13 protein-coding genes are annotated in these 12866 nt (G+C 42.0%); all 13 read right to left on the bottom strand.

Annotated elements, in window-relative coordinates; genetic code table 11:
• Positions 1–116 precede the first annotated feature (116 nt).
• The 13 genes from dpaB to infB all read right to left on the bottom strand — a co-directional run bounded on the left by dpaB (position 117) and on the right by infB (position 12863).
• Positions 117–710, bottom strand: coding sequence for a dipicolinate synthase subunit B (gene dpaB / locus MHB41_RS08205; RefSeq protein ID WP_025092602.1), 594 nt, complete (start codon positions 708–710; stop codon positions 117–119).
• Positions 707–1609: a dipicolinic acid synthetase subunit A gene (dpaA, locus tag MHB41_RS08200; protein ID WP_340900358.1), complete on the bottom strand. Its 903-nt coding sequence runs from the start codon at positions 1607–1609 to the stop codon at positions 707–709. The genes dpaB and dpaA overlap by 4 nt, the downstream gene beginning before the upstream one ends.
• A gap of 125 nt (positions 1610–1734) precedes the next feature.
• The gene (locus MHB41_RS08195) at positions 1735–2004 is read right to left on the bottom strand and encodes a YlmC/YmxH family sporulation protein (protein WP_073205208.1); all 270 of its coding nucleotides are present in this window, start codon (positions 2002–2004) and stop codon (positions 1735–1737) included.
• A gap of 71 nt (positions 2005–2075) precedes the next feature.
• A complete protein-coding gene (locus MHB41_RS08190; protein WP_034623581.1) occupies positions 2076–2996 on the bottom strand; it encodes an aminoglycoside phosphotransferase family protein in 921 nt (306 codons plus the stop codon).
• Positions 2997–3068: 72 nt separating this feature from the next.
• The gene (locus MHB41_RS08185) at positions 3069–4298 is read right to left on the bottom strand and encodes a pitrilysin family protein (RefSeq protein ID WP_025092599.1); all 1230 of its coding nucleotides are present in this window, start codon (positions 4296–4298) and stop codon (positions 3069–3071) included.
• A gap of 33 nt (positions 4299–4331) precedes the next feature.
• Positions 4332–5285, bottom strand: a complete 954-nt coding sequence (locus MHB41_RS08180) for a polysaccharide deacetylase family protein (protein WP_098676889.1) — start codon at positions 5283–5285, stop codon at positions 4332–4334.
• Positions 5286–5409: 124 nt separating this feature from the next.
• Positions 5410–7527: a polyribonucleotide nucleotidyltransferase gene (gene pnp, locus MHB41_RS08175; RefSeq protein WP_024424134.1), complete on the bottom strand. Its 2118-nt coding sequence runs from the start codon at positions 7525–7527 to the stop codon at positions 5410–5412.
• Between the two features lie 181 nt (positions 7528–7708).
• Positions 7709–7978 carry a 30S ribosomal protein S15 gene (rpsO, locus tag MHB41_RS08170; RefSeq protein ID WP_008354438.1) on the bottom strand — a complete coding sequence of 90 codons (270 nt, stop codon included), beginning with the start codon at positions 7976–7978 and terminating at the stop codon, positions 7709–7711.
• A 140-nt stretch (positions 7979–8118) separates the two neighbouring features.
• Entirely contained in the window at positions 8119–9084 is a 966-nt protein-coding gene (ribF, locus tag MHB41_RS08165; protein ID WP_034281843.1) for a bifunctional riboflavin kinase/FAD synthetase, read from the bottom strand.
• A gap of 17 nt (positions 9085–9101) precedes the next feature.
• Positions 9102–10031: a tRNA pseudouridine(55) synthase TruB gene (gene truB / locus MHB41_RS08160; protein ID WP_061109858.1), complete on the bottom strand. Its 930-nt coding sequence runs from the start codon at positions 10029–10031 to the stop codon at positions 9102–9104.
• 68 nt (positions 10032–10099) lie between these two features.
• Positions 10100–10450, bottom strand: coding sequence for a 30S ribosome-binding factor RbfA (gene rbfA, locus MHB41_RS08155; protein WP_007499525.1), 351 nt, complete (start codon positions 10448–10450; stop codon positions 10100–10102).
• A gap of 17 nt (positions 10451–10467) precedes the next feature.
• Positions 10468–10746 (bottom strand): DUF503 domain-containing protein, encoded by a 279-nt coding sequence (locus tag MHB41_RS08150; RefSeq protein WP_061109857.1) that lies wholly within the window; start codon positions 10744–10746, stop codon positions 10468–10470.
• The gene (gene infB / locus MHB41_RS08145; RefSeq protein WP_034281840.1) at positions 10743–12863 is read right to left on the bottom strand and encodes a translation initiation factor IF-2; all 2121 of its coding nucleotides are present in this window, start codon (positions 12861–12863) and stop codon (positions 10743–10745) included. The genes MHB41_RS08150 and infB overlap by 4 nt, the downstream gene beginning before the upstream one ends.
• Positions 12864–12866: the final 3 nt, after the last annotated feature.

The raw sequence follows: 12866 nt of genomic DNA, 5'->3' as shown, positions 1-12866 counted from the left end.
CCATGATTCTTTTCTTTCGGATGGCCATCCTATGACTTTTTACATTTTATTTTACCATAGAAAAGCAAGGCTTGAAGCATCTTTTTTGAATCTTTCTTGATTTTCTAGTGAATCTATTATTCGTTTGGTCCAATTAAAATTGGTTGAATTTGTCTATGCTGGAGTGCCTCTTCTACTGTTTGAGATAGCAGATCCATGTTCGCGACCATAGAGGTCGGTTTTTTGAATGGATCATCCTGACCAAACGGAATAAAGAAAATATTCTTTGTCGACATCAGCCTCATCAGATTTGTACCATTTAAACCTAACGCATCATTTGTTGAGATACCTAAAACGACAGGTCGATGATTCCGTATGGTTGCTTTAGCAGCCATTAAAACAGGACTGTCTGTCATGGCATTTGCAAATTTCGCCATCGAGTTACCAGTTAGAGGAGCAATAACCATACAATCAAGCGGCAGCTTAGGCCCGAGCGGCTCTGCTTTCACGATTGAGTCAATCGCTTGAAAACCAGTCAGCTTCTCAATCCGGTCGATCCACTCGGCTCCATCTCCAAATCTCGTATTCGTGCTCTGCACCGTGTACGACACCACTGGACGCACCTCTGCCCCTTCTTTTACAAGCGCTTCGATTTGCGGAAAAACAGCTTCATACGTACAGTGGGAACCTGTTAAACCAAAGCCGATTCTTTTCCCTTTTAATGTTGTCATGATTCCATCCCCCTTTTTTCCTCCGCAAGTTCACATAAAAGCCCGGAAAGCACTTTTGCAATGATTTGTCCTGCTGTTTTTGGTGCAACAATCCCCGGGAGTCCTGGTGCAAGAAGTGCCTTCACTCCGTGCTTTTGTGCAAAGTCAAAGTCTGTTCCGCCTGGGCGTGAGGCGATATCCAAAATGAGTGTCTTTGGTGTCATGCTGACGATGACAGATGAATCTAATACAAGACTTGGAATGGTATTGATGATAATATCAACATCCGTTACTTCCTCTTTTAACTGGTCCATTGAAAATGGATTAAGCCCCATCTCAAATGCCCGCGCTAAATGTGCTGTGTCTGCCGCCCCTACTTTTACGTCTGCCCCTAGTGCCCGAAATGTGCGGGCAATGGTGAGTCCTGTTCTTCCAAGTCCGAGAACAGCGACATGAGACCCGTGAATCGTATAGTCCGTTTGCTGAATGGCCATCATGATAATTCCTTCAACTGTTGGAATAGAGTTATATATGGCAATATCATCTCGCTCAAACAGCTTCACAAGCTTCCGGTTCACCTGCTTTGTCAGATTGTCTAAGTACGTATTTGAAATACCTGAGTACAAGATACAATGGGCAGGGGTTCTTTCTAAATATTTAGCTTCCAGCAAGACCTGCTCGTTTGAAAAAACGGTAGCAACAGCGCCTTCATCCGTTGTCCCAGATACTGGCAGGATCATACTGTCTACTTGTTCGAATGGAAGTTCAGACATTTTCAGCTTTTCAGCACCGATAAATCCATGATCCAGCTGGTCAAATCCAACCAAAAATACTTTGGCATGCTGCTGTGACAACTTGCGAATAATTTCAAGCTGCCTTGCATCTCCCCCGATCACCGCAACCGTTAAACCGCTCAACATACTGACCGTTCACCTTCTTTATTTAAAAAAGTCTGTAATATTTTCTGAATCTCCCTTTCAGCATATGAGGAGAGGATTCAGCCTGTGAACGAATCAGAGAGAGAAAAGAAAAAGAGCACCCATTATTATGGGTGCTCTTTTTCTCCGTGCGGCTGAAGTTCTTCAGGCACATCGAGAATGATCATATCTGATCCTATTTTTTGAATGTGATTCCACGGGACGCGGATGTCATTTCCTTGTTTTCGAAAGCCAAACCACTTCACGGAAGGTATAATGAGTGCTGTAATTTGACCGTCCTGTTCATTGATTTCAAGGTCGGTTTGTCCAAGCACGCCAAGCCGCTCCGCTCTTTTAATATCGACGATCTCTTTTCCTGACAGTTCACTCAGCCTCAAAATCGCATCACTTCCCTTCCGTATCATATATGCAGCAAAAGGAAGAAATAGACCATCCTGCTCTTTTCAAGTTATGTATGATGTGAGTTGGTATACCAAACAGGCTTAAGTTGATGAAAGCAATTATGATCTTTTAGCATTCTCTCCACTCGTTTCACCATGTCTTTTACATGTCCCGGATCATAGGAAAGCGTCCAGATGATAGATGAAAAGCAGCTCATTGCTGTATAGATGGAAAAAAGAAGCCAAAAATCGTTTGTAGACTGCGTACTCACGTATTGATCCAGTTGTCCAGCTGAGAACGGAATGCTGCTTTCTCGACTAAATAAGGACAATTTATAAAAGTCATGAACCGGGTCGCCCCAGTCGGATTGATCGAAATCAATCACACCGGCATATTGATTACCTTGTATGATGATATTCCCTAAATGAAAATCATCATGCTGGAACTGGTTAGGCCTCTCTTTTACCGCATCAACATTCGACTTGATAAAATCTAATACAAACTGATCATTGGAAAACGTCACGCCACTTGATTGATAGGCATGTACATACCGTTCATGTTTTGCCATGACTTTCTCATCCCACGGACGAACATGAGAAGGTGCACGGCATGTATGCATCAAACTTAGCTCTCTCGCTGCCCGCCTCCCGATTTCATACTGCTCTTCATTTGTAAGTAGATGGATGGAGTCTCTAGCATTCTCGCCTTCGATAAAGGAGAAAATACGATAGGTACAGTTTAGTTCAGCACTCATTCCAATCTCAATCACTTCAGAACAAAGAATCCCTCGATCTTTTAACTTCCGCTGAAATGATGCTTTTCTTTTATAGCGCGAATACGTTTGAATGTCTGATAACTTAAGCACCAGCTTTTCACTAGATGATATTGTAACCAAAAAGGTGCGATCTCCCGAAAAACCAGATGTCATGGCTTGGAAAGAAGCTTGTGTCAGAAGTGGAGAGAGCTGTTTCAGCTTTTCATGTTCCATGAAAGCAGAACCCCTTTCTTCTTTACCTACAATAAAACGGCAGACTTTTTTGAGTCTGCCGTGTTGTTTACATTATGATGGCTGATCACCCGTCGGACTAATAAGCGAGAGCGCATAATCTTCTGTAAAGATGCGTTTAGATAAGTTATTCACGCCGTCTAATGTGACGCTGTTGATTTCATCAATAATTTCATCGAGTGTCCGATGTTTGCCAAGGAGCAGTTCATTTTTACCGTTTCGGCTCATTTTGCTGTTTGTGCTTTCAAGGCTGAGCATAAGGTTGCCTTTCATTTGCTCCTTAGAGTTCTCTAGTTCTTTCTGCGTGATTCCCTCACGCTTTAAGACGTCTAATGTTTGTAAGATGGTCTCAGAGAGCAGGTTTAGCTGCTTCGCTCCAGTCCCGCCGTAAATCGTCAGCATTCCATTATCTGCAAATGAACTGTGATAGCTGAAGACGGAATAAGCAAGTCCTTTGTCCTCTCTTACATCTTGGAATAATCGGCTGCTCATGCTTCCGCCAAGAACATTATTTAAGACGATTAAGTCATAGATGCCCTTATCTCCAGCTGGAAGGCCATTAAAGCCCAGGCATAGGTGCGCTTGTTCCGTTTCCTTTTTGCGTGTGAGCTTGTCATAATGAAATGCTGGAGCTTCTACAGGCTGCTTCTTCCCTTTTCCTTCATAAGAACCGAACAGCTTTTCAACTTCACGAATAAAGGTCTCATCTACGTTCCCTGCAACAGAGATCACGACGCGGTCCGGTGTGTAGAATTCATCCATATATTTTCTAAGTGAATCTCCGTTAAAGGTAGAGAGTGTTTCCTCTGTTCCTAAAATCGGATATCCTAATGAATGATCACCATAAATGGCTTTGCTTAATAAATCATGAACGATGTCATCAGGAGTATCCTCATACATTTTAATTTCTTCGTACACCACATTTTTTTCTTTTTTCAGCTCTTCTTCATCAAAAGCTGAGTGAAAGAACATGTCGCTTAATACATCGAGGGCGTAGCCAGCATGTGAATCAAGCACCTTCGCATAGTAGCAAGTGTATTCTTTTGATGTAAAGGCATTCACTTGACCACCAATGCGGTCAAAGGATTCTGCGATATCACGTGCAGATCTTGTCTTTGTCCCTTTAAAAAACATATGCTCTAAAAAGTGTGAGATCCCATTAATTTCAGGTGTCTCATGTCTAGAGCCTGTTCCAATCCAGACGCCAATTGCGACAGACCTTACAGTGGGATTGTTTTCGAGTACAATTCTTACTCCGTTTTGGCATGTATACGTTTTGACCAAGTTTTGCTCCTCCTATTCAACAAACAGATCGCATCACGGATGTCTTTTTTCACTTAGGAGGTCAGAAACCGTCCCTAATTCATATCCTCTTTCCTTGATTTGAGTGATAAGTGCGTCAAGACTTTTCGCTGTTGCATCTGTTGGATGCATTAATATCATCGCCCCATTGTGAGTTTTCCCAAGCACCCGCTTTTGTAAAATAGCCGGGGATGGTTTTTGCCAGTCGATGGTGTCTACTGTCCACATAATGGTTTCCATGCCTTCTTGTTTGGCAAGCTTGACTGTTTCTTCTTTAAAGCTTCCGCTTGGAGGCGCAAACCATTTTGGTTTCTTCCCAAGGGATTCTTCAATTTGGCGATTTGTTTTCGTTATCTGCTCTAATGCTCGTTCTCTTGTCAGTGTGCGCATATCTGGGTGATTGTATGAATGATTTCCAATTTCATGACCATCTGCCACGATTTTTTTAGCAAGCTCTGTGCTTTTTTTCACCCATTTGCCTTCTAAGAAAAAGGTCGCCTTGACTTGATGCTTTTCCAGCGTTTTTAACATGTTGATTAAATGCTCGTCACCCCAAGCTACGTTGATGAGGAATGCATTCATTTTTTTATCTGGATGCCCTTTATAAATGGGCTCTGCACCAAGCTCATGTAAATGAATAGATGGTTTTGTTTCATTAAAAACAAGCAGCTTTTCATCGAATGACCCCTGTTTCTTCATTTTTTCATAAGAGGCATCGATATCAACTGTCTGTCCATTTAAGCCAGGCATCTTTTTCCACACTTTATCAATCTTAGCATTTTGCGCCTTTACTTCATAGTCAGAAGACTTCGATTCAATTTCCTGAAATAAAATATCTTTTGAAACAGATGCAACTTCGGCATGCTCTTTCATTGATTCAATATATGTAACAGCAGCCGGCTGCTTCATCGTTTGATATGACACGAGCAGTAAAAATACAAACACAATGAATGGTAACGTTTTTTTCAATGGTTGTCCCTCCCCTATATCACAAATTATGATGGGGAGAAACAAGCTAGAACTATTGTTAGCGCAAGAAAAGAAAGAAGCCTGGCACGGATACCTGGCTTCTAACACATTTTATTTGATCTCATTAAGACTGCTTTTCTTCTTTTTCCTTCTCTTCACGTAAAACAGCTTTCCGAGAAAGGTTCACACGGCCTTGTTTATCGATTTCAGTGACTTTGACAAGTAATTCATCGCCAAGTTTCACGACATCTTCTACTTTGCCCACACGCTCAAGCGCAAGCTCAGAAATATGAACAAGTCCATCTTTTCCACTGAAGATTTCAAGGAAGGCACCGAATTTTTCAATGCGTTTGACTTTACCTAAGTAAAGCTGTCCTACTTCAACTTCTCTCACAAGATCTTCAATAATTTTCTTCGCTTTTTGGTTCATATCTTCTTCTGTAGAAGAAATAAAGATTGTACCATCTTGTTCAATATCGATTTTCACACCGGTATCTTCAATGATTTTATTGATTTGTTTACCGCTTGGTCCAATGACATCGCGAATTTTATCCGGATTGATTGTCATCGTTAAGATTTTAGGTGCATAACGAGACAATTCTCCTCTAGAAGCAGGAATTGTTGACAGCATACTGTCTAAAATTTCCATTCTTCCTTTTTTCGCTTGTTGAAGAGCCTCTTCTAAGATGTCTTTTGATAGACCATCGATTTTGATGTCCATTTGAAGGGCTGTTACACCTTTTGATGTACCTGCAACTTTAAAGTCCATATCTCCAAGTGCATCTTCCATTCCTTGAATGTCTGTCAGCACTGTGTAGTATTCACCAGATTTCACAAGTCCCATTGCAATCCCTGCAACTGGTGCTTTAATTGGAACACCGGCATCCATCATCGCAAGTGTGCTTGCGCAAATACTTGCTTGTGAAGTAGATCCGTTAGATTCTAATACCTCTGAAACGAGGCGAACCGTATAAGGGAAATCTTTTTCGGATGGAATGACTGGTTCTAGTGCACGTTCACCTAGTGCACCATGTCCGATCTCACGACGGCCTGGACCACGCATTGGACCTGTCTCGCCAACACTGAATTGCGGGAAGTTGTAATGGTGCATGAAGCGTTTTGATTCTTCAACACCTAAACCATCAAGAATTTGCACATCACCAAGTGCACCTAATGTACAAATACTGAGCGCCTGTGTTTGTCCTCTTGTAAATAGGCCTGAACCGTGCGTTCTTGGCAGAAGTCCTACTTCTGAAGAAAGTGGACGGATTTGATCTACGCCGCGTCCATCTGGACGTACTTTCTCTTCAGTGATCAGACGGCGAACTTCGTTTTTGACAAGCTTGTTTAATACATCTTTCGCTTGTTTAATCGTTGCTTCGTCACGTTCTTCTGCTTCAAACTTCTCAACTACAGCTTTTTTCACAGCACTGATTGCATCCTCACGCGCATGCTTCTCATGTACTTGAATCGCTTTCAGCAGGTCAGCTTCAGCAAGTGCTTTTACTTCGTCTGCTAACGTTTGATCTACTTCATATAAAGGAATATCGATTTTTTCCTTACCGACTGCCTTCACAATTTCTTCTTGGAATTCGATTAAGCGTTTGATCTCTTGGTGACCGTACATGATCGCTTCAAGCATTGTTTCTTCCGGTACTTCATCAGCACCAGCTTCTACCATGTTGATCGCATCTTTTGTTCCGGCAACCACAAGATTGATGTCACTTTGTTCAAGCTGCTCCACATTCGGGTTAATAATCAGCTTTCCATCCACTCGTCCTACTGTAACGCCGGCGATTGGTCCCTCAAATGGAATGTCAGACACACATAAAGCTAAAGATGAGCCAAACATTGCAGCCATTTCAGATGAGCAATCTTGATCCACACTCATGACGATACTAATGACTTGTACTTCGTTTCTAAATCCATCTGCAAACAGCGGACGAATTGGTCTGTCAATTAAGCGGCTGGCAAGGATCGCCTTTTCACTTGGACGGCCTTCTCTTTTAATGAAGCCGCCAGGAATTTTACCTACTGCGTATAGTCTTTCTTCGTAGTTCACAGTGAGCGGGAAGAAATCAAGTGGTTTTGGTTCTTTAGAAGCTGTTGCTGAGCTAAGCACAGCCGTATCTCCGTAGCGTACGAGGACCGCTCCGTTTGCTTGCTTTGCAAGCTGGCCAGTTTCAACTGTCAGTTGACGTCCAGCCCAGTCTATGGTGAAGACATGTTTCTCTTGTCCCATTCTGAGATAAACTCCTCTCTTATCGTAAAGTTTTAGTTAGTTCTTATTATGAACAAAATGATTTTCACATATCAATGTGAAAGCTGTATGTAGAAGGGTTTTTGCCATTCTTTCAACATTTTAACCATAAAATATTAGTGATTATACGATAAAAAAGCGGGAATCCTCCCGCTTTTTACGATTATCGACGTAAGCCTAGTTTGTTAATTAACTCACGGTAACGAGTTACGTCTTTATTACGTAGATACGTAAGAAGATTACGACGTCTACCTACCATTTTCAAAAGACCGCGACGTGAGTGGTGATCTTTCTTATGAGTACGTAAATGCTCGTTCAAGTTGTTAATTGATTCTGTTAGGACAGCGATCTGAACTTCTGGAGATCCAGTATCAGATTCGTGTGTTTTGAACTCATTAATTAATTGCGTTTTACGCTCTTGAGTAATAGCCATCCTGTTTCACCTCCAAATCATGTTAGCCCCATCTACCTCGCAACCGTCGGTGAAGTCGGCCTGCCAAGTAAGTGGTTTTAAAGCTACAGGAATAATCATACTAAAAATATGCTGAATTTGCAAATGGTAGAGCAGTTTTTCTATGATTTTTTTGTTTGCTTGAGCTGATCTTGAAAAAACTGAATCGCTTCTTCTTTATCTTGACTGATTTGAGCCGTCAGCTCCTGGATTCCGTTAAATTTTCGTTCACTGCGAATGCGCTTGAACCATTGTAATTTAATCGGCTGGCCATATATTTCTTCGTTAAAATCAAAAAGGTTTACTTCAATGGCAGGCTGATCAGGACGTTTTTCATAAAATGTTGGTTTATAGCCGACATTACAAACGCCGTCATATACTTTACCTTTTACTTCTGCTCTTACTGCATATACCCCTGTTGGCGGAATAATGTATTCAGCAGATAAGCCGACATTAGCTGTCGGAAATCCGATCGTCCGTCCGCGTTTGTCTCCATGGATGACAATGCCGCGAAGCTGATAAGGTTTTCCTAAAAGCTCGCTCACATATTCAACATCCCCATTTTTTAATGCGGAACGGATGAGAGTGGAACTGACTTTTCGGTCTTGATTGGACAGCTTAGGTACGATGGTTGCATTGATACGGCCTTTTCCGTATTCATCGAACGTTTCCATTGTGCCTGCACCAAAACGGCCAAACGTAAAATCAAACCCCGCTACTGCGTGCTTCACATTCAATTCATCCAAATATTGATCCACAAACTCTTGAGGAGATAGAGCTGCAAAGCTCTCGCTGAATTGTACGATGTATAAATAGTCAGCGCCCAGCTGTTCGATAAAATCAATTTTATCCTCAAGCGGTGTAATTAAGTCTTTTGGTTCCCGTGCCTTTTGCAAAACATGTGATGGATGCGGATGAAAGGTCATGACTGCTAAGGCCAATCCTTCTTTTTTCGCAATGCTTTTCGCTTCGTCAATGACTTTTTGATGCCCGAGGTGAACACCGTCAAAGTACCCTAAAGCCATGACAGACGGGACTTGATCTTTTTGATTCAATGTATGTGGGTGTGAAATATGTATAGTCTTCACGAGATGTCACCTTTTCTTTAAGATTGCTTGTCCTGAGATAAGATCTTCGCCGGCTTCATCAGGTTCTGTTTGGTCGGGTGCTTCATATATATTGCCAGACAACGACCTGAAGGAGCAAAAACAGCGACACGATCCGCCTCTGCGAAATGAGCAAATTCATCAGGCATTGGCAGGACTGCACCGTTTTCCACTTTACTTGCTAATGTATCATTTATCTCCCATTTCGGCAAATGATTGAGCGCGCGCTCGATCGGGACAAGGTGCTCATCTACAGTTCCTTCCTCGCTTATATCTCGCAGCTCATCCAGCGTAATACATTCATCAAGTGTAAAATCACCAGACCCTGTACGAATAAGATGTGACATGTGGGCTGGAAACCCTAGTTTCTTCCCGATATCAACCGCTAAGGTCCTCACATACGTTCCCTTTGAGCATAGAACAGTAAACCTAAATGACACGCTGCCATCCTCATATGTGACAGGTGTAGTCCGCTCGATACGGTGAATAGTAATTTCTCGGCTTGGCCGCTCAATTTCGATGCCCTCTCTTGCATACTCATAGAGCTTTTTCCCGCCAATTTTCACAGCAGAAAACATGGGAGGAATTTGTTCAATGGTTCCTTCAAACTGCTTCAGCGCCGCATCAATTTCTTTTTCTGAGATCGGTTTTTCCACCTTTTTTTCTTCTACGATCTCACCTGTTTGGTCTTCTGTTGTTGTAGAAAAGCCAATCGTGATTTCTGCATCGTATGTTTTCGATTTATCTGTTAAGTATTCTACAATCTTCGTTGCTCTTCCGATACAAATAGGCAGAACACCTGAAACCTCTGGGTCGAGGGTGCCTGTATGGCCGACTTTTTTTGTGTGTAAAATTTTTCTTACTTTAAACACACAGTCGTGTGAGGTCATGCCTCTTTCTTTATGTAATAAAAGAACACCATTTATCATATGCGTTCTCTCCTTTCATAAACGATGAAAAAGGACAGACGATCATCGCCTATCCTTATTTCAACGTCTTATTCGTGATCTTTTGTGTTTAACTCAGCAATCAGGCTTTCAATTCGGTTTCCGTAGTCTACGGATTCGTCGAATTCAAAATGCAGTTCTGGTGTTTTGCGAAGTCTGATTCGATTGCCAATTTCAGAGCGGATATACCCTTTAGCCTTTGCAAGGCCTTTTAAGGTTTCCTCTCTTTTCTTCTCGTCGCCAAGAACAGAAATGTAGACTTTGGCAATTTGCAAATCACCGGATACTTCGACATCGGTTACAGTCAAAAAGCCGATTCTTGGATCTTTTAGCTTTCTGCCTAAGATGTCGCCCAATTCTTTTTTCATTTGCTCACCCACACGGGTTGCTCTCATACTCATGATCTTATCACCTCTAATTAAAACCACTCAGTTTTCGTGATCGTTCGTTCAATTTCAGGAAAAGAATCGATAAAGCCTAATACACGCTGAAGCTCCTTTTCCACTTGAACCCGAGATGAGGAAATCACGGCGATTCCAATTGATGTACGCTGCCATGTATCCTGGTAATCCATTTCAGCAATGGTTACATTGAATTTATGACGCGTTCTTGTCAAAATACGCTGAAGAACCGCACGTTTTTCCTTCAGTGAGGATGCATCATAGATCATACACTCACATTCGGTATAACCGATCATTTTCTTTCGATTTCTTGCATAACGAATGATTCCATGACATCACCTTCACGGATATCATTGTATTTCTTAATGGTAATACCACATTCATAGCCTTGTGAAACTTCTTTCACATCATCTTTAAATCGTTTTAACACGTCAACTTCGCCTTCAAAAATAACGACGCCGTCACGGATTAAGCGGATTCCGCTATCTCTTGTAATCGTTCCTTCAGTTACATAGCCGCCCGCAATTGTACCGATTTTAGATACTTTGAACGTTTGACGAACTTCAACTTGACCGATGACTTTTTCTTCATATTCAGGGTCAAGCATTCCTTTCATCGCAGCTTCAATTTCATCGATGACTTTATAGATAATGCGGTGCAAGCGGATATCAACGTTCTCAGTCTCAGCTGTGCTTTTCGCATTTCCATCAGGACGTACGTTAAAGCCAATTACGATGGCATTAGAAGCACTTGCTAAAATGATGTCTGATTCTGTAATCGCTCCAACACCCGTATGGATGATTTTCACTTTTACGCCTTCGACTTCTATTTTTTGAAGAGCTGCTGTTAATGCTTCAGCAGAGCCTTGTACGTCTGCTTTCACGATCAAGTTGATATCTTTTACGTCACCTTGTTTGATTTGCTCAAATAGGTCGTCTAGAGATAATTTTGCTTTATCTGAACGCTGTTCGTCCAGCTGTTTAGAAGCACGCGCCTCACCGACTTGACGAGCTGTTTTTTCATCTTTGAATACGAGGAACTGATCCCCTGCATTCGGTACATCGTTTAAACCAGTGATTTCAACAGGTGTAGATGGTCCTGCTGTTTTCACGCGGCGGCCGATGTCATTGACCATTGCACGTACACGGCCAAATGTATTTCCGACAACGATTGGGTCACCTACTTGAAGTGTACCTGTTTGAACAAGAAGGGTTGCAACAGAACCTCTTCCTTTATCAAGCTCAGCCTCGATGACAGTCCCTTTTGCCGCACGATTTGGGTTGGCTTTCAGTTCTGCAACTTCGCTGACAAGAAGGATCATTTCGATCAATTCGTCGATGCCTTCACCTGTTTTCGCAGATAGTGGAACGAAAATGGTTTCGCCGCCCCAAGCTTCTGGTACAAGACCATGCTCAGTTAATTCCTGCATCACGCGGTCAGGGTTCGCTGTTGGTTTGTCAATTTTGTTCACAGCGACAATGATTGGCACTTCTGCCGCTTTCGCATGGTTAATCGCTTCAATTGTTTGCGGCATGACGCCATCATCTGCTGCAACGACTAGAATTGTTGTATCCGTTACTTCGGCACCACGTGCACGCATCGTTGTAAATGCTGCGTGTCCAGGTGTATCAAGGAACGTAATTTTTTTGCCATTTTCTTCGATTTGGTATGCACCGATATGCTGCGTGATTCCACCTGCTTCGCCTTCGACGACTTTTGTCTTACGGATGCTGTCAAGAAGAGTTGTTTTCCCGTGGTCAACGTGTCCCATGATCGTTACAACTGGAGGGCGTACTTGCATATCTTCTTCTTTATCTTCAACTTCATACTTTTCAAGTTCAGTTTCTTCTAAAATGATGACTTCCTCAACTGGAACACCATATTCAGAAGCGATTAATTCAACTGTATCTTTATCAAGTTCTTGGTTGATTGTTGCCATGACACCAAGCATCATCAGCTTTTTAATGATTTCAGCTGATTCTTTTCCAAGCTCATCAGCCAGCTGGCCGACAGTCATTGAATTTGTAAATTCAATTTTTTCAGGAAGCTCTTTTTTAGGCTTCACAGGTCTAGCTTGCTGATGCTGCGGTTTGTTATTTCCACCGCGTTTGTTTTTGTTTTTATTTTGGTTGTTGTTTTTTTTGTTTTTATTAAATTGATTATTCTGCACGTCATTCTTCTTTCTATCATTGTTTTTGTTAGATGATTGTTTTTTTTGTTCTGCGGGTTTCTCGTTAGCTGTCTCTTTTGCTTTGGCTTTTTTATAGATAGCGTCTAGCTTTTTCACAGTGTCGTCTTCAAGCGTCGCCATGTGGTTGTTCACTTCCACGTTCATATCCTTAAGCGCTGCTATAATATCTTTACTTGAAACATCTATGGCTTTTGCGTATTCATATACTCTCACTTTAGCCATTCG

The organism is Bacillus sp. FSL H7-0578 (assembly GCF_038630855.1).
Taxonomy (GTDB): domain Bacteria; phylum Bacillota; class Bacilli; order Bacillales; family Bacillaceae; genus Bacillus; species Bacillus safensis.
Note: the sequence above shows the minus strand (reverse complement) of the source record. Positions and strands in the feature narration are given on the sequence as shown.

Bases quoted from the DNA above. Each gene is read 5' to 3' on its own strand.
- dpaB (WP_025092602.1), bottom strand. From the start codon at position 710: ATGACAACATTAAAAGGGAAAAGAATCGGCTTTGGTTTAACAGGTTCC.
- dpaA (WP_340900358.1), bottom strand. From the start codon at position 1,609: ATGTTGAGCGGTTTAACGGTTGCGGTGATCGGGGGAGATGCAAGGCAG.
- MHB41_RS08190 (WP_034623581.1), bottom strand. From the start codon at position 2,996: ATGGAACATGAAAAGCTGAAACAGCTCTCTCCACTTCTGACACAAGCT.
- pnp (WP_024424134.1), bottom strand. From the start codon at position 7,527: ATGGGACAAGAGAAACATGTCTTCACCATAGACTGGGCTGGACGTCAA.
- rpsO (WP_008354438.1), bottom strand. From the start codon at position 7,978: ATGGCTATTACTCAAGAGCGTAAAACGCAATTAATTAATGAGTTCAAA.
- truB (WP_061109858.1), bottom strand. From the start codon at position 10,031: ATGATAAATGGTGTTCTTTTATTACATAAAGAAAGAGGCATGACCTCA.
- rbfA (WP_007499525.1), bottom strand. From the start codon at position 10,450: ATGAGTATGAGAGCAACCCGTGTGGGTGAGCAAATGAAAAAAGAATTG.
- MHB41_RS08150 (WP_061109857.1), bottom strand. From the start codon at position 10,746: ATGATCGGTTATACCGAATGTGAGTGTATGATCTATGATGCATCCTCA.
- infB (WP_034281840.1), bottom strand. From the start codon at position 12,863: ATGGCTAAAGTGAGAGTATATGAATACGCAAAAGCCATAGATGTTTCA.